At 52.0% G+C, this 19,970-nt stretch carries 18 protein-coding genes; 8 read left to right on the plus strand and 10 right to left on the minus strand.

Going from position 1 to position 19,970, the window contains the following annotated elements:
• Window positions 1–112 precede the first annotated feature (112 nt).
• Window positions 113–943 carry a phosphatidate cytidylyltransferase gene (locus TH63_RS16910; RefSeq protein ID WP_048921986.1) on the minus strand — a complete coding sequence of 277 codons (831 nt, stop codon included), beginning with the start codon at window positions 941–943 and terminating at the stop codon, window positions 113–115.
• A 93-nt stretch (window positions 944–1,036) separates the two neighbouring features.
• The gene (locus tag TH63_RS16915; RefSeq protein WP_076606521.1) at window positions 1,037–1,975 is read right to left on the minus strand and encodes a CPBP family intramembrane glutamic endopeptidase; all 939 of its coding nucleotides are present in this window, start codon (window positions 1,973–1,975) and stop codon (window positions 1,037–1,039) included.
• A 56-nt stretch (window positions 1,976–2,031) separates the two neighbouring features.
• On the opposite strand from TH63_RS16915, the gene dusB reads away from it, so the two are divergent.
• The gene (gene dusB / locus TH63_RS16920; RefSeq protein ID WP_048921988.1) at window positions 2,032–3,030 is read left to right on the plus strand and encodes a tRNA dihydrouridine synthase DusB; all 999 of its coding nucleotides are present in this window, start codon (window positions 2,032–2,034) and stop codon (window positions 3,028–3,030) included.
• A 263-nt stretch (window positions 3,031–3,293) separates the two neighbouring features.
• Window positions 3,294–4,208 carry a DMT family transporter gene (locus tag TH63_RS16925; protein WP_231583498.1) on the plus strand — a complete coding sequence of 305 codons (915 nt, stop codon included), beginning with the start codon at window positions 3,294–3,296 and terminating at the stop codon, window positions 4,206–4,208.
• Between the two features lie 7 nt (window positions 4,209–4,215).
• On the opposite strand, the gene TH63_RS16930 is transcribed toward TH63_RS16925, so the two are convergent.
• Together TH63_RS16930 and TH63_RS16935 are read right to left on the minus strand one after the other, a co-directional pair.
• Complete coding sequence (locus tag TH63_RS16930; RefSeq protein WP_048921989.1) at window positions 4,216–4,638, minus strand: hypothetical protein; 423 nt, start codon at window positions 4,636–4,638, stop codon at window positions 4,216–4,218.
• A 156-nt stretch (window positions 4,639–4,794) separates the two neighbouring features.
• Window positions 4,795–6,474: an amino acid permease gene (locus TH63_RS16935; RefSeq protein ID WP_231583499.1), complete on the minus strand. Its 1,680-nt coding sequence runs from the start codon at window positions 6,472–6,474 to the stop codon at window positions 4,795–4,797.
• A 146-nt stretch (window positions 6,475–6,620) separates the two neighbouring features.
• On the opposite strand from TH63_RS16935, the gene TH63_RS16940 reads away from it, so the two are divergent.
• Window positions 6,621–7,370 (plus strand): carboxypeptidase-like regulatory domain-containing protein, encoded by a 750-nt coding sequence (locus tag TH63_RS16940; protein WP_156180674.1) that lies wholly within the window; start codon window positions 6,621–6,623, stop codon window positions 7,368–7,370.
• Between the two features lie 185 nt (window positions 7,371–7,555).
• Here the strand turns inward: TH63_RS16940 and TH63_RS16945 are convergent, their stop codons facing one another.
• Window positions 7,556–8,743 carry a sensor histidine kinase gene (locus tag TH63_RS16945; RefSeq protein WP_048921992.1) on the minus strand — a complete coding sequence of 396 codons (1,188 nt, stop codon included), beginning with the start codon at window positions 8,741–8,743 and terminating at the stop codon, window positions 7,556–7,558.
• A gap of 182 nt (window positions 8,744–8,925) precedes the next feature.
• On the opposite strand from TH63_RS16945, the gene hemA reads away from it, so the two are divergent.
• Both hemA and TH63_RS16960 read left to right on the plus strand, forming a co-directional pair.
• A complete protein-coding gene (gene hemA / locus TH63_RS16950; RefSeq protein ID WP_048921993.1) occupies window positions 8,926–10,200 on the plus strand; it encodes a glutamyl-tRNA reductase in 1,275 nt (424 codons plus the stop codon).
• 513 nt (window positions 10,201–10,713) lie between these two features.
• Window positions 10,714–11,667, plus strand: coding sequence for a phosphodiester glycosidase family protein (locus TH63_RS16960; RefSeq protein WP_048921995.1), 954 nt, complete (start codon window positions 10,714–10,716; stop codon window positions 11,665–11,667).
• A 157-nt stretch (window positions 11,668–11,824) separates the two neighbouring features.
• Here TH63_RS16960 and TH63_RS16965 read toward each other — a convergent pair whose 3' ends face one another.
• Window positions 11,825–12,133, minus strand: coding sequence for an ArsR/SmtB family transcription factor (locus tag TH63_RS16965; RefSeq protein ID WP_048921996.1), 309 nt, complete (start codon window positions 12,131–12,133; stop codon window positions 11,825–11,827).
• 1,496 nt (window positions 12,134–13,629) lie between these two features.
• On the opposite strand from TH63_RS16965, the gene TH63_RS16975 reads away from it, so the two are divergent.
• On the plus strand, window positions 13,630–14,856 hold the full coding sequence (locus TH63_RS16975) for a Glu/Leu/Phe/Val dehydrogenase dimerization domain-containing protein (protein ID WP_048921998.1): 1,227 nt from the start codon (window positions 13,630–13,632) through the stop codon (window positions 14,854–14,856).
• Between the two features lie 146 nt (window positions 14,857–15,002).
• Here the strand turns inward: TH63_RS16975 and TH63_RS16980 are convergent, their stop codons facing one another.
• Window positions 15,003–15,359: a hypothetical protein gene (locus TH63_RS16980; protein WP_156180676.1), complete on the minus strand. Its 357-nt coding sequence runs from the start codon at window positions 15,357–15,359 to the stop codon at window positions 15,003–15,005.
• Between the two features lie 72 nt (window positions 15,360–15,431).
• Between TH63_RS16980 and TH63_RS16985 the strand changes: the two genes are divergently transcribed.
• On the plus strand, window positions 15,432–16,547 hold the full coding sequence (locus TH63_RS16985; RefSeq protein ID WP_048922000.1) for a mechanosensitive ion channel family protein: 1,116 nt from the start codon (window positions 15,432–15,434) through the stop codon (window positions 16,545–16,547).
• Between the two features lie 468 nt (window positions 16,548–17,015).
• Here TH63_RS16985 and TH63_RS16990 read toward each other — a convergent pair whose 3' ends face one another.
• Complete coding sequence (locus TH63_RS16990) at window positions 17,016–17,870, minus strand: tellurite resistance TerB family protein (protein WP_048922001.1); 855 nt, start codon at window positions 17,868–17,870, stop codon at window positions 17,016–17,018.
• Window positions 17,871–18,053: 183 nt separating this feature from the next.
• Here TH63_RS16990 and TH63_RS16995 point away from each other — a divergent pair, with 183 nt between their 5' ends.
• Window positions 18,054–19,037, plus strand: a complete 984-nt coding sequence (locus tag TH63_RS16995; RefSeq protein WP_048922002.1) for a helix-turn-helix transcriptional regulator — start codon at window positions 18,054–18,056, stop codon at window positions 19,035–19,037.
• Here TH63_RS16995 and TH63_RS17000 read toward each other — a convergent pair.
• Window positions 19,034–19,255, minus strand: coding sequence for a hypothetical protein (locus TH63_RS17000; RefSeq protein WP_048922003.1), 222 nt, complete (start codon window positions 19,253–19,255; stop codon window positions 19,034–19,036). The genes TH63_RS16995 and TH63_RS17000 overlap by 4 nt on opposite strands.
• A 15-nt stretch (window positions 19,256–19,270) precedes the next feature.
• Window positions 19,271–19,756, minus strand: coding sequence for a DinB family protein (locus TH63_RS17005; protein ID WP_048922004.1), 486 nt, complete (start codon window positions 19,754–19,756; stop codon window positions 19,271–19,273).
• Between the last annotated feature and the right edge of the window lie 214 nt (window positions 19,757–19,970).

A 19,970-nucleotide genomic window follows, 5' to 3' on the forward strand; every position in this document is an offset into this window, starting at 1 on the left:
GTTGTATGCTGCCATAATTATTAAATTAACAATATCGGGGTAAATTCAGGCCGCAAAATTATCAAATTCCAAAAACAAAACTAGCCTTACCTGCTTTATTCGTAGGTATTCTTTACCAAACCAGTTCCAGAAAAGCCACCACAAAGGGCACTACCAGAATAAGACTATCAAACCTATCCAGAATGCCACCGTGGCCCGGAATCAAGGTTCCGGAGTCTTTCACGCCCAGGCTTCGCTTGAGCATAGACTCCACCAGATCACCTAGCACGCCAAACACAGAGACCAGTACGGCTACCCCCAGCCAATGTTCCAGGGCCAAATCAGGAAAGTATCGGGCCAGCAGCCACGCTACACCTATAGAAAGAAGCATCCCTCCTACCCAGCCCTCCCAGGTTTTGCCGGGCGAAATACGCGGAAATAATTTATTTTTCCCAAAGGATTTGCCCGCTGCATAGGCCCCGGTATCAGAGGCCCAGATGAGGAACATGATGCCCAGAATAATCTGCCAGCTGTATCTGCCTGGCAGAAAAGCCAGTACGTGCAGCAGCGTAAATGGGGCCGCAATGTAGAAAACGCCTACCAGCGTAAGGGCCGCATTGGTGAAGGGCTGCTCTTTTTTGCGATACAGCTCGGCCACCAGAGCCAGGAGCATGACCGGCGGCAAGAGAAAGAGCCAGTCAGAGGCAATGGCGCCTTCTTCCACGGCAAAGCCCAGCAGGTACAGCTCTACGCCCAAGCCTACCCCAATCACGCGGTTGGGCTGAAAGCCTTTGGTGGAGAGCAGGCGGTAGAACTCCAGCAGTCCCAGCACGGTCAAGGCCAGAAACAGCATAAAAAAGGTCCATTCGTTCCAATAGATGGCGCCAATAAACAGGGCCCCTCCCAGCACTCCGGCCAGAAGCCTCAGCTGCAGATTGTTAAGTGCTTTTTTTGGTTTCTCCATATAAAGGATGCTATACGCCGCATCTGGGCGGGAAGGGGGATTTTCTTAGATCTGTTTTAAGGCTGTTTTCCGGAAAAGGGGGCTAAAACAGGTTTATTCATCGGCGTGAGCCGGAAAAGGCAGGCGCCGGAAGCCGTTATAAAGCACATACAGGAGCCCCAGGCTAAGGGCCAGGGAGAGCAGGGAAACATGCCAAGGCGAAGCCTCCGTAGACTCCACGTTCAGGTCTACCTGGCCGCGCTGCTGCAGGTACATCATGAGCACCATAAAGCCATTGTTCATGAAATGCCCTATGATGGGCACCCAGATGTTACCCGACCACCAGTACAGGTAGCCAAAGACCACGCCCAGGAAGATGCGCGGCACCACGCCATAGAACTGCATGTGAATGATGCCAAACACAATGGCGGCCACCCAAATGGCCAGGTGTGGGTTTCGCCACCAGCGCTGCAGCTCGTTCTGCACCACGCCCCTGAATACCAGCTCCTCGCCAATGGCCGGCAGCACCGCAAAGACCATGAGGCCCAGCAGCAGCTGCGGCACGGTGTTGATTTTGGTCATCTCCAAGGTAAGTTGCCGCAGGTATTCCTCTTTGGCCTTGGCCCACTGTTCAAACCCGTCCATAAACGCCGGAAAATCCACGTTGGCGTTCCAGTATACCAGCCACGAGGCGGCCGGCAGGATCACCAGCATGAGCACGGCACTGCCCAGCAGAAGGTAGCCCGGGATAGAAGGCCGGGGCGACAGGAAAGCGGCGGGTTTGTGCGCGTATACTTTCAGGAAGGCCAGGGACGCTAATGTAAAGCCAATCAGGTGCACCACCCCCTGAAAAAAGACCATCGCGCTGCGGCTGTCGGGGTAGGCGCTGGGGTTGGCCAGCATCTCGCTTATCTGCGTGAGGCCATAGCCCCATATGAGTTTGATGAGCAGCATGGCCAGAAAGTTGCCAATGAACAGGCCCGGCACCACAAACAGACAGAAGAGCAAAAGCGACTTAAAAGGGTGGAGCGCGGGCGAGATGAAACCTTTCATATAGGCGGTGTGGTTTTAATGAGGTAAATTTACGCGAATTATTTAAACTCAATCACGTGGTAAAAATCGGCAATATAGAGCTTCCGGACTTCCCGCTGCTATTAGCACCCATGGAAGACGTAAGCGACCCGCCGTTCAGGGCAGTGTGCAAGGCCAACGGCGCCGACTTAATGTATACAGAGTTCATTTCCTCTGAGGGCCTCATACGCGATGCCGCCAAGAGCCGCCAGAAGCTGGATATCTTTGACTATGAGAGCCCCATCGGGATCCAGATCTTTGGGTCTGACATAGAGTCTATGCGCGAAAGTGCGGTGATCTCGGCGCAGGTGGGCCCAGATTTGATTGACATCAACTACGGCTGCCCCGTGAAGAACGTAGCCTGCAAAGGCGCCGGCGCGGCCCTATTGCGTGATATCCCCAAGATGGTGGCCATGACCTCGGCCATTGTGCAGGCGGTAGAACCCTTCGGCTTGCCGGTAACCGTGAAGACCCGCCTAGGCTGGGACGACAGCACCAGAAATGTGGAGGAAGTGGCCGAGCGCCTGCAGGACATAGGTATCAAAGCCCTTACCGTGCACGGCCGTACCCGCGTGCAGATGTACAAAGGCGAAGCTGACTGGACCCTCATCCGGAAAATCAAGGAGAACCCCCGCATTCAGATCCCCATCTTCGGGAACGGTGACATTGACACCCCGCAGAAAGCGCTGGAATACAAGGAGCTGTATGGCGTAGACGGCATCATGATTGGCCGGGCCTCCATCGGTTACCCCTGGATTTTCAGGGAGATCAAGCATTTCCGGGAGACCGGCGAGTTATTGGCCCCGCCTACCCTGCAGGAGCGCATTGACATGTGCAAGATGCACTTTGACAAGAGCCTGGAGTGGAAAGGTCCGCGCCTGGGTATCTTTGAGATGCGCCGCCACTACGCCAACTACTTCCGGGGCCTGCCCAACGTGAAGACCTACCGTACCCGCCTGGTGCAGACCGAGGACCCCGAGGAGATCTACGCCATTCTGGATGAGATTGCCAACTCCATGGAGTACGCTGAGATTTAGCCTGTTTCAAAAGTTGACATGCGTTTTCGGCTTGTTTTACCAAAAACAGGCCGAAAACGCATTTTTTATTGCGGGCGTTTGAAAGGCGGCGGTGACTCTTGGGCTTAGGCTTTGCTAGCTTGAAACGCTTTCCCCCTCATCCTAGCCTTCTCCCTGAGGGAGAAGGAACTGCCCTTTTCTGTTTTGGGCCTGTTTTCCGGAAAACACCGCTAAAACGCGCCAACATCCATTATCTTTGCGCTTCCATTTTTCACGCCACCGCTTTGTCTATTAAAACTACCTCCCCTGCTGTTGCTGCCCCCTCTACCTCTACGCCGGCATTAGCGTGGATTATTCTGGGTGGCCTGTCCCTGATCTGGGGCACTTCTTTTATCCTGATCAAGAAAGGGCTGGCGGTTTTCTCCTCAGATGAACTGGGCGCCATCAGGATTACCATTGCCATGCTGGCTTTGCTGCCCTTCGCCCTGAGAGGGTTAAAGGCCCCAAAGGCCGGGCAATGGAAGTTTCTGGTGATCAGCGGTTTGATAGGAAACCTGATTCCGGCGTTTCTCTTCGCTTACGCCGAGACCCAGTTGGCGAGCGGCCTGGCAGGCGTACTAAACTCGTTGACGGCCCTTTTCACGCTAATCATTGGCGCGGTTTTCTTCCAACAGCGTATTACGCTGCTGCGGGTGCTGGGTATTTTGATAGGGATTGGAGGAACGGCGGTATTGATCTTTTCGGGCAGCGCCCAGGAAACCTCTTCCAACTCTTTTTATGGCCTGTATGTGGTGTTAGCTACGCTGCTGTACGGCGGCAGCCTGAACATTATCAAGCATTGCCTGGCCGGTATCAAGCCCCTGACCATGGCCAGCCTGTCTTTACTCACAGTGGGTCCGCTGGCCTTTGGGTATCTGCTTACTACGCCTGCTTTTGAAAAGCTGGCCACGCAACCGCAGGCCTGGGAAGCGCTGGGGTATATCACGTTATTGGCGGTTTTCAGTACGGCCATTGGGTTGGTTTTTTACAACAAGCTCATTCACATGACCAACACGCTATTTGCCAGCACCTCTACCTATTTAATGCCGATTGTGGCGCTAGGATGGGGCTTAGCCGATGGCGAGAGCATTTACCTGATGCACTATATGGGAATGGCTGTGATTCTGGCGGGGGTGTTGTTGGTGAACAGGGCCAAGTAAGGCCAGGTTACCGGTCGGCGCGGCTTTTCAGGAGCCAGGCCACGGCCTCTTGCTCTGAGGTGAACACGGCCAACTGCGTGAGTTTGCCCAGGTTGATCAGATACTCAAACCCGAAGCTATCTTCAATATAATTGTAATGCGAAGGCATCACCAGGTTGGCGAAGTAGTTTTGCTGGCCCAGCCGCTCTTCCACCATCGGGAAGTACTCTTCCAGCAGCCAGGTCTCGTCTTGTTCAGAGACTTTTCCGCGGCTTCTCAAGTCAAACATCCAGTAGCTTCCACCAACCTCTTCGGCCAGTTCCAGGGCCTTCATATAACCCTGCCGCAGACCCTCAGAATCGGGGACTTTAAACCAGCGCAGAAACAGGACGTCCAGGTCTTTGCGGTAGGTTAGCTGCAGTTGGCTTTCTAGTAAATCTCTCTCTATCACTGGGTATACACGTATTGCGGCAAGACCCAACAGAGCTTAAATAGAAGCCCCACTGAATCTTGCCGCAAGTTACGCCCGGAAATTGACTAAATTAAAGATATTGCAACCTTTTTAATTGGCCTCCGTAGCCGCACAGCTTCGTAAGCCTATAAATGACTAAGCAACTGCCTTCCTGATGGCTAACTTACTGTGTTTGTAGCTGTACCCAAAGTAAATAGCCAGACCAATTAACAGCCAGGCGGTGAAAAGCAACCAGTTGTTTACGCCCAACTGGGTCATCAGATACAGGTTGGTCAACAAGCCTAATACTGGCAATAAAGAAAGATTTTTCCTAAACGAGACCCAGGCCAGCAGCACGCAGGAAATAAGGAACACCAGCATAGGAATCTGGTGCCTGAACTCTTCATAGCCTCCGTTACCAGCCACTGAGCTCCAGAACTCATCAATGGCAGGGCGGTTATAAACCATCACCATACCACCAGCTACCGCCAGCAGAAGAGGCACCAGGAACTTACCGTTCAGGTAAGGCACCTTGAAGCGGGCATCTGAGGTGCCCTGCGGGTCAATCATCAAGATTCCGCCGCACACCAGCGCGAAAGCGAACAGCGTACCAATACTGGTCAGGTCAATCACCAAGTCCATGTTCAGCAGCAAGGCCGGCACACCTACAAAGAAACCGGTCACCAACGTAGAGAACGAAGGCGTTCTGAAGCGCGGGTGCACTTTGGCGAATACCGGTGGCAACAGCCCGTCTCTAGACATAGCCATCCAGATGCGGGGCTGCCCGATCTGGAACACCAGCAGCACAGACGCCATGGCGAAAATGGCACTCACGGCCACTACTCCGGCCAACCAGTCTACACCTACCTTCGTGAACACATACGCCAAGGGGTCACCCACGGCCAGCTCTTTATAAGGCACCATACCGGTCAAAACCAGGGTAATAATCACGTACAGGACGGTACAGATAATGAGGGCGTAGATCATGGCCCGGGGCAAATCCCGCTGGGGGTTCTTACATTCCTCGGCGGTGGTACTAATGGCATCAAACCCGATGTAGGCAAAGAATACGGCAGACACGCCTTTCAACACCCCTCCTATACCGTTGGGTGCAAACGGACTCCAGTTGGCCGGGTTCACGTAAAAAACGCCCACGGCGATCACTACCAGCACCACAATCATCTTCAGGATCACCAACAGGTTAGAGGCGTTCTTTGACTCTTTGATACCTATATACACCAGCGTGGTAATGAGCGCATTGATCACGAAGGCAGGCAAATCTATCACCAGTTTCCCGCCCAGAAAATCTGGGGCGGCCAGCCAGGTGTTGTAGGCCAGCAATTGCGACGGATCTGCCGCCGTAAGCGGTTTACCCGCCTGCAGCAGGGCCAACACCTCATAGTAGCCTTTGTGCGCGCTCTGGGTGCCCATGGTCAGCCAGGCCGGAATATCCAACCCTACCCCACTCAGGAGCCCGGTAAAATAATCGCTCCAGGAGATGGCTACCACAATGTTCCCCACGGTGTATTCCATGATCAGGGCCCAGCCAATGATCCAGGCAGCCAACTCGCCAAAAGAGGCATAGGCATAGGTATAGGCCGAGCCGCTCACCGGAATAGTGGCCGCGAACTGCGCGTAACACAGCGCGGAGAAGGCGCAGGCAATGGCGGTAAAGACAAACAGCAGAGAAACGGCCGGACCGCCCTCATAGCTGGCGTTACCAATGGTACTGAAGATACCGGCCCCAATAATGGCGGCAATCCCCAGGGAGGTCAAATCCCTGACAGTCAGGTTCCGCTCCAACCCTTCTTCCACGGCGCCCGGGTGGGCAGCCACATCGGTGGGCGGTGTGTGTAAAACAGCATTTAAACTCTTGCGACGGAAAAGACTTTTTAGGCTCACTTGTTCGGCTTAATATAAAATTCAGGGGTAAAAGTTAAGGAAAATATTCTGAATGCCTATATTTAGACAAACGCCTGCCCTTGACCACCCGCCGCCTCACCGTCTCCGTGCCCCAACCTTGCCACGAAAAATGGGCAGAAATGACGCCTCAGTTTCAGGGTCGTTTTTGCCAAAACTGCCAGAAAACGGTGGTGGACTTTACCCAAATGTCTGATGCGGAGGTGGTAGAGTGGCTAGGAAAAGAAACCGGAAACACCTGTGGCAGGTTCAGCCATACCCAAATAGAAAAGCCCCTAATCTTAATTTCTGGGTATAGACAAAGTCACATTTGGAAAACAGCTTCTCTGGTGCTTGCCGCCTGGCTTAGCGCTAAACCTGTGAAGGCAGATATTTCACCACAAGTAACTGCCACCTTCCAAACATCAACCACTGGCCTTAAAGTGGAACCTAAGAAAGAGCCAGCAGACAGCACCATCATTATTAAGGGAAAAGTAGTGGATGGAGCTACTCAGGAAACGATGCCGGGAGTAACCGTGCAGTTGAAAGGGACAACGATTGCCGCACCTACTAGTGTTGATGGAGTCTTTACGATTTCCTTACCTACTGGATTAGACTTGGAAAACTCATTTTTGGTATTCTCTTTTATTGGCTACGATTCCCAGGAAAAACCAGTAAAACACTTTCTTAAGAACCCCAAAGCTGAAATGGTTCTTTCTATGAGTACAAGTATAATGGGCGAAGTTGTTGTGATACGGCAGTTTACACCACGCGGCTTATATTATTCAGTGCGCAGTTTCTTTGGATACACTATTCCTAACCTCTTCCGCTAAACCCGTTTTGGGCCTCTTTTCTGAAAAACGGCTCTAAAACGGAAAGCAGAAACCTCCTTGTATTGGTTCAGCAGACCCTAGGGGCGTATCGCATACGTCCTATCACACAAGGGTGATCGGCAAAAGAATAGGGCGTATATGAAACGCCCCTACCAATATGCATGGATCGTCTTACACGAAACACCCTACCGGCTCAAAATCAACCGGATCGTAGTGCCTTTACCTACCTCAGAAGTTTTCACGAACAGCCGGCCTTGGTGGTAGTTCTCAATAATGCGTTTGGCCAGCGCCAGGCCCAGTCCCCAACCGCGTTTCTTGGTGGTGTAGCCGGGCACAAACACTTCCTGCTGCTTGGTTTTGGGTATGCCCTTGCCGGTGTCTTGAATATCCAGGGCCAGGGCGTCTTTGGCGCCCGTTTTCACAATGCGCAGGGTAATGCTGCCTTTGCCGTCCATGGCGTCTACCGCGTTTTTGCAGATGTTCTCAATCACCCACTCAAAGAGCGGGATATTGACTTTGGCGGTGGTCTCCTCCGGGAATTCGGTCTCTATATGAAAAGCCACTTTCTGCGACACGCGGTTGCGCAGGTACCCAAGGGCGTTTTCCACCACCCGCAGGATGGGCTCATCCTTCAAGACCGGCACCGACCCGATGTTGGAGAAACGTTCGGTGATGATCTCCAGGCGGCGCACGTCCTTGCCCAGTTCATCCACAATAGGTTCATCCGCAAAGCGGGGGCTAGCTTTCAGGTACTCATACCAGGCCATTAAAGACGAGAGGGGCGTGCCCAGCTGGTGGGCGGTTTCTTTGGCCAGCCCCACCCACACGCGGTTCTGCTCGGCTTTGCGCGAGTAACTGAAGGCGTAATAGGCAATCACAGAAAGGCAGGCAATGACCGTGAGCTGCACATAGGGGTAATAGCGCAGCTGGGTGAGTAGCTCAGAGTCCTTGTAAAAGATGTAGTTCTTGAAGTCTTCCTGGTAAGAAACCACAATGGGTTTGTGCTGGGCCTTCATCTTGGCCACCTCCCGTTTCAGAAGCGCTTTTTTACGGCTTTCTGAAATCTTTTCGGGGATATCCAGGTTCTTATAGGCGAGGGTGTTTTCTTTTTCGTCCGTCAGGATAACCGGCACTGAGCGGTTGGCGTCAATGATTTCCTCCTGCACAAAGACCAGGTTCTCGCTGTCAATCTCGGGAGAGCCCATGTACCGCAGGCCTTTGGCGTACAAGTCAATGAGTTGCTGCTCGCGCTCAGAGAGTTTGGCCACCAGCAGGTTGGTATAGATCACGGTGGCGGCCCCAATAACCAGGGCCACGGTCATGATAAGCAGCTTAAGGCGTGATTTCTTAGAATAAATGGAGGTTGGAATCATGGATAAAGCAACGCTTGAACCAATACGCCCGTCAGGGGTGTAGAGTTCTTTCTAAACGAAGATAGCAGAAGAAGCGTCTGTTGCCCTCAATTTGGAATGAGTATAAATAAAAGAAAGAATGAAAAGTAATTCCTTTTTAATAGATACTGAAGTAATTTTGCACACTATTTCAAAACTGCCGTATGCTTCAGAATTTTAGAGCCGTCAGTCTTTCTTATAAAAAGGCTCCCTTAGACATAAGGGAACTAATCGCATTGGATGAGGGGTCGTGCCGCCAGTTTCTGCAAACGCTCAAGGACTTCATTCAGGCGACTGACATTTTAGTTCTTTCCACGTGCAACCGCACCGAGGTTTATTATACCTCTGATGATGACTACAGCCACGAGATCGTGAAGCTGCTAGGCATTAGCAAGGGTATTGCCAATATTTCTCAGTACTTAGATTACTTCACCATTGTAAACGAGCACCGTGACGCCGTGCAACACCTGTTCAACGTGGCCATGGGCCTAGACGCGCAGGTGGTAGGCGACATGCAGATCTCTAACCAGGTGAAGCAGGCCTACCAGTGGAGCGTAGACAGTGACGCCGCCGGTCCGTTCCTGCATCGTTTACTGCACACCATCTTCTTTACCAACAAGCGCGTGGTGCAGGAAACGTCTTTCAGAGACGGGGCCGCCTCTACCTCTTACGCCGCCCTGGAGCTGGTGGAAAGCCTTACCTCAGAAATCCTCAACCCTTCTATCTTAGTGGTAGGCCTGGGCGAGATTGGTGCCGATGTATGCCGCCACCTCAAGGACTCTGATTTCCAGAACGTAAAAATCTCTAACCGCACCCAGGCCAAAGCCCTGCTTCTGGCCGAGGAGTGTAACATGGAAGTGGTTCCGTTTGAGGAACTGGTAGAGGCTATGAAAGCCGCCGATGTCATTATCTCCTCGGTAGCCCGCGACGAGCCTTTCTTTACCAAAGAAATGGTGAGCCGCCTGAACGTGCTTACCTACAAGTTCTTTATTGACCTGAGCGTACCGCGCAGCGTAGAGCCAGAGATAGAGCAGATACCTGGGGTATTGGTGTACAACATTGACGCCATCCAGAACAAAGCCTCTGCCGCCCTGCAGCGCCGCATAGAGTCTATCCCGCACGTAAAGCAGATCATTTCTGAGTCTATTGATTCGTTTGAAGACTGGACCAAGGAGATGAACGTCTCCCCTACCATCCAGAAACTGAAGAATGCGCTGGAGAGCATCCGGCAGGAGGAAATGGCCCGCTATATGAAAAAGCTTTCCACCAGTGAGGCCAAGCATATAGACGAGATCACCAAGTCTATGATGCAGAAGATCATCAAGCTTCCGGTACTGCAACTGAAGGCCGCCTGCAAACGCGGCGAGGCCGAAACCCTCATTGACGTCCTCACTGACCTTTTCGACTTGGAGAAACAATCATCTGAGGCGCAGCATTAAACAGGATCTTGTTAGATCAACTATAGCAACAGGACACTCTTTCAGTAGGGTGTCCTGTTTTTTTTGTTGGGGCAATACCTTGTGGTTGCCCTTGCGTGGCAGACTGTAATTAGCTGGCTCTTTGGCTACTGCTGACGCAACCGCCTTTTGGGCAACCACAAGGGATTGCCCTACTTGGCGTTTTAGGCCTGTTTTCCTGAAAACAGGCTCAAAACGCCAACGCATTCCTGTTTGAAGCATCTGTGTCATCCTGAAAGGACCTTGTGAGCGAACTAGAAAAGCGTTTACTCTAGTGCCATTACCGTTGGCTACCTAGATCCTTTCAGGAAGACAAAAAAGTGGGAGGAAATTGGGAGAGGAAAGGTCCCTTATCCCTATGGCGCGGATTTACTTCCGTGTCTTGCGCTTACTAAATAGAAAGTCACGGAAGTAAATCCGCGCCATAGTGTGATAAAGCAGTCAGCTAAGAGCATCTATTGAGAAAGAGAAGCACCGGTTGCTTATATTGGCAACATGAAAAAGCTGCTCCTCCTCGTTACCATTGTCTTTGTTTCTTTTACCGGCTTCGCGCAGGTGAATTGGGTGCCAAGCCCTGAACACGAGCAAGGCCTACCCACCTCCGTAAAGGTCTTCACTACGTCAGATTCCTTGGACGGCAAACCGTTCAGGGCCTTTTACCTGGAAGCGGATCTAAAGGACCCCAAACTGGAGATTCTCACCCGGGTGGGCAATGGCAAACGCTTTACGCCTAAGCAATACTATGAGCAGGAACCCGGTAACGTGCTAGCGGTGGTCAACACCACATTTTTCTCCTTCGCAGACAACAGCAACCTGAACCTAGTCATCAATGACGGCAAAGTGCTGGCCCCGCAGGCCGCCGTACGCCGCAAGAACCCCAAAGGCGCAGACACGCTCACCTTCTACCCCACCACCGGCGCCATTGGCTTCTTTAGGAATCGCAGCATAGATGTGGCCTGGGCCTACAACGTGGGCAAGAAAAAGAAAACCATGGAACTGGCCGCGCCTTATGCTGTCAACCAAGATGGCCAGGCGGCCCCGGCGCCGTCTAAGAAAACCGTGAAAGGGATGAAACGCTGGAAACCCCGCGTAGCCGTAGGCGGTGGACCAGTGCTGGTGCAGAATGGAAAGGCGCACGTGACCGCCGAGGAAGAGATGCGCGGCGGGGCCAGCTTCACCGGGCCCAACCCGCGTACCGTCATGGGCTACACGCCAGACCAGAAACTTATTATCTTAATGGTAGAAGGCCGAAACAAAGGCATCGCTGAAGGTGCCAGCCTGGACCAACTGGCCCAACTCATGGTCAGCCTGGATTGCCAGGAAGCCCTGAACCTGGACGGGGGCGGCTCCAGCGCCTTGTATGTAAAAGGGAAAGACACCATTAAACCCTCAGACAAAGAAGGGCAACGGCCGGTGCCGGCGGTGTTGGTGCTGAAGTATAAAGAGTAGGTTCTACGGTAAATCTTCCTTCTGAACTCCCAAACGCTGTTTTAAAAATACCTTAAAAAATAAAAACCGTTTCTGGCCTACTTTTTTCAAAACAGGCTGGAAACGGTTCCGGGAAGTACTTACTTGACGTGGGGGGGAGACTAGGCAAACAGGAAGGTTACAGATCGCCGCAACATTCCTCCAGGCAGTCAATCACATCAATCAGCTTGGGAATGGAAAGGGAATAATAGATTTTGGTGCCTACCTTGAAAGACGAGAGCACGCCCTTGTCCTTCAATGTGATCAAATGCTGTGACGCAATGGCCTGCGGCAGATCCAGGTAATTATAGATCTCCGTCACCGTCATTTTATCTTCTTTACCCAGAAGATCCACAATGGCCAGCCTTTTAGGGTGCGCCAATACTTTTAGCATAGACGCCGCCTTATCTATCTTCTTAGACTCTACTCTGGATAATAAACTTTTCATAAATGACACATACTAAAACCAGTACTACAATAGACGCGCCCTCCGCGCCTTTAAACCCGCCCTACAACCCGTCCTGCTGAATAGCTCAACATTCTGTTACTTTAACGTCTGGCAACTTACCATAGTATAGGCAACAGGGCTGGCACATCAGTAGCCGGAGTTAACTTGGCTTATTGCAGATTTACGTATAAAGAAGATAATTGGATATATAAAATACTTAATACTGAAACAGTTCCATATTTAAATATATAAGAACAGCGTCTGGCGGGCGTCACAGAGGTAAGCGTCATGGAGCTAATTGCCACTGACAGGCTCTACAAGCGCTATTTAGCCAATGGGAGAAAAATTTTGTGCAGCGCGAAAAATTTTTCTCTGACTCTATTTCCTCCCTTGGCACACACAAATTTTACCAACCACAGAAACGTAACTGACGTGACCATATTGGCTGGGTGGAAAGTATACCGTAATTAGCATTTTGGGAATGTTTTGCGGAAAAAGTGCCGGAAACGGAGTTGATTGGCCGGAGTTGATCGGCCGGAGTAGTTATCTCCCTACCCCCTTCCAAGGGGACGAGGAAGAGGGCAGAAGTGTTTGGTGGCAGTTCTGGTCGTTGGCGAGAATACCAACAACGGCGGACAGTATTAGGGATAGAAGCACAAAGAACCTTAGAACGCTCTTCCGGATTTGCAATCCGGAAGTATCGAAAGGGGGATTTGTAATCCCCTTAATGGTCCCTTTCGAGTTTTAGTTTACCCCTGCAGATGTACCCTCCTGTGTAAACACCCCTCTTCAGAGCTACGTTCGCTGCCTCAAACTCCCGTTTGGGCAATCCTCAAGGGGAGAGTCTGCGGTGAAGAGGTAGTATTACGTTTTGAGGCTGTTTTCAGGAAAACGTCCTTAAAACGCAAATCTTAAAACACGCATCTCCCGTGCTGTTCGGGATTTGCAATCCCGAACTTCTGAAAAGCGGATTTGCAATCCGCCAAGAACCAAGAACAAAATCGCTACCGCCGGGGATTACAAATCCCCCTTTCGGAACTTCCGGATTGCAAATCCGGAAGAGCTAATGACCCATAGCGTCCATTCCTTCAATTACAGTCTTTACTTCGAGCGCCTCGCTTGTGGCCCTGCAACAGCTTTACCTAAGAGTAGAAGGAAATAGTAGGCCGCAAGGGCAGTGCGAGGGAGAAAGACGGGGCCCCGCGGCCGTGAGCGCTCGGAGGGAGCAGATGAAATAATACAGCATAAGGACTCAGGCTACAACGGCCACTACGCCAGCCAAAAACAGAAAAAGGATTTCTGAAGTATTCAATTGCTACGTCAGCTAAAGCAGAAAAACCACAGAACTCAAACATCTTCTGTCAATCAAATCCAAAAGCAAAAACCATCCTTAAAAGGAAAAGAGCTTCTACTCAGCTCTTTTCCACCCACCACTACCAACAAACGCCCGTTATCTTTTTACCTTTGCCTATAACCCCAGAAAACCTCCTCCTATTATGAAAGACCTACTGTCCAAATTTGAGAATAAACGTCCCGAGATTGTGTTTGAGTGGAAAGACGCTGAAACCGAAGCCGAGGGATGGGTAGTCATCAATTCCTTGCGCGGCGGAGCGGCCGGCGGCGGTACACGCATGCGCAAAGGACTGGACAAACGCGAAGTAGAGTCGCTGGCGAAGACCATGGAAGTGAAGTTCACCGTTTCGGGCCCGGCCATTGGAGGAGCTAAATCTGGCATTAACTTTGACCCCGCCGACCCGCGCAAGCAGGGTGTGCTGGAGCGCTGGTACCGGGTAGTGTTCCCGTTGCTGAAAAACTACTACGGCACCGGCGGCGACCTGAACGTGGATGAAATACATGAAGTGATTCCCATCACCGAAGAATACGGCCTCTGGCACCCGCAAGAAGGCATTGTAAACGGCCACTTCAAAGCCACCGAACCCCAGAAGATCAACAAACTGGGCCAACTGCGCCAGGGTGTGAGCAAGGTGCTGGAAGACGTGCATTACTCCCCTTCCCTGGCCCGCAAATACACCGTGGCCGACATGATTACCGGATTCGGCGTAGCCAAGGCCGTGAGTCACTATTATGAACTCTGGGGTGGCGAGCTGCAAGGTAAGCGGGCGGTGATCCAGGGCTGGGGCAACGTGGGCGCTGCAGCGGCTTATTACCTGGCGGCTGAAGGCGTAAAGATTGTAGGCATTATTGACCGCGCCGGCGGCTTGATCAACCCCGACGGCTTCTCGTTTGAGGACATTTCCAATCTGTTCCTGAATCGCCACGGCAACGCCTTAACGGCAGACAATCTGCTTTCTTTTGAGGAGGTGAACGCCCGCGTGTGGGACCTGGGCTTTGAGGTGTTCATTCCGGCGGCGGCGTCCAGGCTGGTGTCTCAGGAGCAGGTGGCGCGCATGCAGCAACACGGCTTGGAGGTTATTTCCTGCGGCGCCAACGTGCCCTTTAAAGACCCTGAGATTTTCTTTGGCGCCACTGGCGAGTTCGCCGACCAGCAGGTATCCGTGATCCCGGACTTCGTGGCCAACTGCGGCATGGCCCGCGTGTTTGCTTACCTCATGGAGCAGGACGTGGAGATCACCGACGAGGCCATTTTTTCTGATATTTCCCGCACCATCAGAACGGCGCTGGAGAATGCGCATGCCCGGCATCCGCAGAAAACCGAAATCGCCAAAACCTGCTTTGAGATAGCCTTGAGCCAGTTATTATAACCCAGCCTCAGGCCAAAGAACAAAAGAACAGACCTGTTTTTGCCTTCGTTTTTAAAAAAACAGGGCAAAAACAGGTTTTCGCTTTAAGGCTGATTTGGAAATGGCTATGAAAAAAAGGCTGCTTCAGGAGATAAAGTTTTTTAGGCCTACTGCTTCTTAAACCCCACCGCCAGCAACTTAGAAACGTCTGTTTCACTTACCTTCACTTTCACCACCTGGCCGCTCAAACAAGTGCACGCTAAACAGGAGGCGCCGTCGTTCTCTCTGGTAACGGAAATTTTGAGTACCGTGAATCCTTGTTGCTTGATGTACTCACCGGCGCAGGCTTTGGCGTCTTGCGAGGTACAGGGCTCCCAGGGGTCGGCACATTGGGTTTGCTGGTAGGTAAGCCATTGGCCCATGACTAGCTTCTCTTCTTCCGGAGAGTCGCTCAGGAAGTCGCAGCCCGGCAGGGGAAACACAATTAGCAGGGCAAAAAGCTGGGATAGAACTTTTCGTTTCATAGATTTAACCTTCCATTTACCTCATGACCCTTGTGCCACCGCATTGGTTGCAAGAGGGAAATACTTTAACAAATGCAGAATCAGATTTCAGACATTCTCAGATTTGTTTTTCTAGGCAACACCGTGCAGCAATACCTGGTTTTTCTGGGCATTATGCTGTTTGGCTTCCTGTTTAAGACCTTGGTTTCCAAGCTTCTATCAGAGATTCTGTTTGGGGTGGTGATCAAGCGGTTCAACAAAGAGGTAACCAAAGACGAGTTCAAGCGCCTGCTGGTCACACCCCTGGAGTTTCTCACGTTTCTGGTGTTCCTGTACATGGCGTTTGACTACCTCACGTACCCCCCGGAACTGGGCCTACCCAAGGAAGACGAGCTGGGCCTGAAACGGGTGCTGCAGCGCATCTACGGCATTTTCCTGATTGTCTCCATCACATGGGTGACCATGCGGATAGTAGACTTCTTTGGCATGTTCTTCTCCAAGCGGGCCGCCAAAACGCTCTCCAAGCTAGATGACCAACTGGTGCCGTTCTTCGTAGACTTCACCAAGGTGATCATTGTTATCATTGGGTTCTTTGTGGTGCTGGGCACGGTATTCAAAGTAAACGTGGCGGGTCTGGTGGCTGGTCTGGGGGTGGGTGGTTTGGCCATCGCGTTTGCGGCCAAGGAAAGCCTGGAGAACCTGCTGGCCTCGTTCACCATCTTCCTGGACCACCCTTTTGTGGTAGGCGACCTGGTGCAGGTGGGCGAGATCACGGGTACGGTAGAGAAGATCGGTTTTAGAAGTACCCGCATCAGGACCATGGAGAAAAGCTACGTCACGCTCCCCAACAAGAGCATGATTGACAAACCCCTGGACAACCTCACGCTACGTACTTTCCGGCGGGTCAAGTTTGACATAACGCTCACCTATGACACCACCTCTGAGCAGATCAAAGCCATTGTCTCAGATATCCAGCACCTCATTGACGAGTACCCCCGCACGAACCAGGACGGCCGAGTAAGGTTTTTTAACCTGGGCCCACACTCAAAAGACATTATGGTGCTCTATTTCATTGACACCCTGGACTGGGACCAATACATTGACGTGAAGGAGGAAATCAACTACCGCATTGTGGACATCGTGGAAAAACACGGCGCAGAGTTCGCCTTCCCAACGCAGACAGTGTACATGAAGCGGGAAGAGGGTTGATTTGGAGATTTGGAGAGGAAGTAATGTGCTAATTTTTTAATGTGCTGATGTGCTATCTCCCTTCATGAGGCGATGACCTTGATAGGTTGAAGGAAAGCAATAGCCCCCGCCCTTGCTGCGTGTTCTCACCAGCAAGCGGAAAACCGGGAATTCCAATAGCAGTGGGCAGATTTAGTGCAAGAGGCAATAAAATAAGCTTCCACTTATTTTACCCCCCGTTTTGTCATCCTGAAAGGACCTTGTGGGCGAGCTAGAAAAGCGTTTAACCAACGTCATTACCGTTCGCTACCAAGATCCTTCCAGAAGGACAACAAAAAACAATAGGACAATTATTGCCTTCCTTGTTACTTCCTTTTAAGTTAACTCTCCCACTTAGCGGATTCTCCCTGGAGTAAATAAAAATTCCCATTTCGGGGCTGTTTTGGTGAAAACAGCCCCGAAACGGGAATAAGAAATATAAGGCAAATTTTACCAGCCGGTACCGCCGCCTCTTCGGCCACCACCCAGAAGGCCACCTAGCAGTCCGCCAAGGCCACCGCCGCCCAGTCCGCCGCCATAGCCGCGCCGGCCGCCAAGACCGCCTAAAATTGAGGCCATAGAGCCCAGGCCGCCCGACCGTCCGTTCCCGAACAGGCCGCCCCTGCCGCCCATCATGCCTCCGCCCATGGCGCCGCCTAACAGACCGCCCAGAAGGCCACCCATTCCGCCGCCCATGGAACCCATGCCACCGCCCATCATGCCGCCACCCATGCCTGAGCTTCTGCGGCGGTTCATCATGCCGCTAATCACCATGGGCGCTAGAACGCCCAGCATACCGGCTACCATGCCCGGCGAGATGCCGGCTTTCTTGAACATATCGCCAAAGCCGCTTTTGTTGAGGAACGATTGGGAAGTAGGGTCTTCGCCTTTCTCCTGGGCCTGGTTAGCCGTGTCTACAAACTGGTCCAGGATACTAAACTGATTTTGATCAATGCCCAGGTAGTTTCCTACTTCGGCTATGCGTTTTTGCTCTTCCTGCGAGTATTCGCCGTCTGATTTGGCGAAGCTGATGATATCTGTAATAAAGGAAAACCGGAGCGGACTGCCCTTGAGCACGTCAAGGCAACGCTGCAGGCTAATCTGCGAGGGGTTCTTGGCAATAGAGACAACTTCTTCCTGTAGGTTCTGGGAAAGCTCGGCGGCTTCGCCTAAAAGGCCCAGAAAGGAGATCTCTTCCTCAGACACATTTCCGTCTGCTGAGGCAATGGTGGCCAGGGCGCCCAGGTACGCGCCTTTTTCCTGATCTGTATAGTCTTTTAGCAAGGTGGTGGTTTCTTCAGCCATAGTTTCATTGTGTTAGTGTAGAATACCACAAACGAGTCGGCTAAAAACGGGTTGGCGTTTCGGGGCTGTTTTTACAAAAACAGCCCCGAAACGCCAACGTTATAATAATTTCTCCGCACCTGCTCTCCAGGCTACACGCTTCCCGGTTTTTTGGTAAGTTTAACAAGCCAACGCCCCTAGATTATGGACAGTGAATCTCTCAACCGTTTTGACCGCATTGTAGCCATGCTGCACCATCTGCAGTCGGGCCGTACGGTCAAAGCCCAGGAACTCGCCGACCGTTTTCAGGTGAGCCTGCGCACAGTATACCGAGACATCCGGTCGTTGGAGGCCTCGGGCGTGCCCGTCACCGGCGAGGCGGGCGTAGGTTACTCTTTGCTGGAAGGCTACCGCTTGCCGCCGGTCATGTTCACGCATGAAGAAGCCGGCAGTTTTGTGGCCGCAGAGAAGTTGATGCAGAAGTTCAGCGACAAAGCCTTGGGCGCACATTTTGAGTCTGCCATGTACAAGGTGAAGTCTGTATTGCGGGGCAGTGCCAAAGAGCGCGTAGCTACTTTAGAGGCCCAGATCTGGGTAGACGCCTCTACCCAGCTGTTCAACCAGCACACGCCCCACGCCCTGGACGTGCTCCTGGACAGCATGGCCGAGAAGAAGCAGGTAGCCATGCAGTACCAGGCCTTCAGTTCTGAAGAACCCACCGAGCGCCTCATAGAGCCCGTGGGCCTGTTCCACGAAAACAATTTCTGGTACATCATGGGCTATTGTCACCTGCGTGCAGATTACCGCCAGTTCAGGACGGACCGCATGCTCCAGATAAAACTAACGGACCGCCCCTTCAGCAGAGAGCACGGTCCGTTATCTGATTATAGAAAGCCCAAAGCCCCCTCTGAGAAAGTAAAAGTAGTCTTGCGGGTAGAAAAGCAGTTTGCCAAGTACATTCAGACCAGCCGCACCTATTACGGCTTTACCTCTGAAAAACCAGACGGCGATTCCATTGAGATGACCTTTATGACCGAGTCCCAGTGCGAGGGCTTTGCCAGGTGGTACCTCATGTTTGGGGACTGCGCCCAGATACTGGAGCCTGAAAGTTTGAAGGAGCAGGTAAGCGGCATCATTGCCAAGGTGCAGACCACTTTACAAGCAACACCTGAACACGCTTTGGCTTAGTCCTCCAGTTCGGCACACAGAAAACCCGCCTGTTGCAGCCTGTCAATAATAACCGAGGGCGTTACGGCCTGGGCCTCCACCCGAAGAATGTGGTCGCAATCCTCCAGGTCAAAGTTCCAGCGGTCTGCAGGCGTCAACAATTGGTTTAGCAGAGGCGCAACTTGGTTGACGCCATAGTCCGTCCGCACCGAGGTCTTAAACACCAGTACATTTCTCATAGCAGCTAGGCTGGCTTATCTTTCATAGAAATCAGGTGGTGTAACCCCCAGCGCCCGCAGGTACACGTAGCCCTGTCCGCGGTGGTGAATCTCATTGTCTATGTAATAGAGTACGGTTGAGATCACGGTTCCCTCATATGCGCCAAAAGCCATGATCTTCTCCTGGAATCTTTCGTCTGGAATCATTGACCAATACTGATTGATGGCCGTGGTGGCTTCGTCCCACAGGGCCAGAATCATTTCTTTGTTGATGGCTTCGGCGATCTCCAGGTCTAGTTGCGGCACGGTGCCATCTGCTATTTGCTTTACACCCGGCGCCGCTAAGGCCAATAGTTCCTTCACTATCTGGGCGAACGGCCGCATGCCGCCAATTGAAAACTCAACCAGCTCTTTCTCTGGGAACGCTTCAATGACTCTGCGTGTAAGGGCACGGTGTCCTTGCCAGTGTGCCAGCAAGTCTTGGGAGGAAATAACGGAAGTGGTGGATGTCATAGTTTCCATAGGTCTTTGGGTTAATTGTTTAACGATGGACCAAAACTACCCGCCCCCGGTGACAACAGTCTGTCAGTAGCCTGCAGAAAAATTAAAGAGATTGGATGAGGTGGATTGCCTGTAGCTTTTGTGAATAGAGCACACACTCCGTTTCTAGCCTGTTTTTCAGAAAACAGGCTAGAAACGCTGGCTAATATGGAGACTTATCTTTTTTAGTAAATAG

It is taken from the genome of Rufibacter radiotolerans (assembly GCF_001078055.1).
Lineage (GTDB): Bacteria > Bacteroidota > Bacteroidia > Cytophagales > Hymenobacteraceae > Nibribacter > Nibribacter radiotolerans.

What these genes read in the sequence shown, in the direction of transcription:
- TH63_RS16995 (WP_048922002.1), top strand. Translation starts at nt 18,054, where the DNA reads ATGGACAGTGAATCTCTCAACCGTTTTGACCGCATTGTAGCCATGCTG.
- TH63_RS17005 (WP_048922004.1), bottom strand. Translation starts at nt 19,756, where the DNA reads ATGGAAACTATGACATCCACCACTTCCGTTATTTCCTCCCAAGACTTG.
- TH63_RS17000 (WP_048922003.1), bottom strand. Translation starts at nt 19,255, where the DNA reads ATGAGAAATGTACTGGTGTTTAAGACCTCGGTGCGGACGGACTATGGC.
- TH63_RS16960 (WP_048921995.1), top strand. Translation starts at nt 10,714, where the DNA reads ATGAAAAAGCTGCTCCTCCTCGTTACCATTGTCTTTGTTTCTTTTACC.
- TH63_RS16965 (WP_048921996.1), bottom strand. Translation starts at nt 12,133, where the DNA reads ATGAAAAGTTTATTATCCAGAGTAGAGTCTAAGAAGATAGATAAGGCG.
- TH63_RS16915 (WP_076606521.1), bottom strand. Translation starts at nt 1,975, where the DNA reads ATGAAAGGTTTCATCTCGCCCGCGCTCCACCCTTTTAAGTCGCTTTTG.
- TH63_RS16985 (WP_048922000.1), top strand. Translation starts at nt 15,432, where the DNA reads ATGCAGAATCAGATTTCAGACATTCTCAGATTTGTTTTTCTAGGCAAC.
- TH63_RS16945 (WP_048921992.1), bottom strand. Translation starts at nt 8,743, where the DNA reads ATGATTCCAACCTCCATTTATTCTAAGAAATCACGCCTTAAGCTGCTT.
- TH63_RS16990 (WP_048922001.1), bottom strand. Translation starts at nt 17,870, where the DNA reads ATGGCTGAAGAAACCACCACCTTGCTAAAAGACTATACAGATCAGGAA.
- TH63_RS16910 (WP_048921986.1), bottom strand. Translation starts at nt 943, where the DNA reads ATGGAGAAACCAAAAAAAGCACTTAACAATCTGCAGCTGAGGCTTCTG.
- hemA (WP_048921993.1), top strand. Translation starts at nt 8,926, where the DNA reads ATGCTTCAGAATTTTAGAGCCGTCAGTCTTTCTTATAAAAAGGCTCCC.
- TH63_RS16980 (WP_156180676.1), bottom strand. Translation starts at nt 15,359, where the DNA reads ATGAAACGAAAAGTTCTATCCCAGCTTTTTGCCCTGCTAATTGTGTTT.
- TH63_RS16975 (WP_048921998.1), top strand. Translation starts at nt 13,630, where the DNA reads ATGAAAGACCTACTGTCCAAATTTGAGAATAAACGTCCCGAGATTGTG.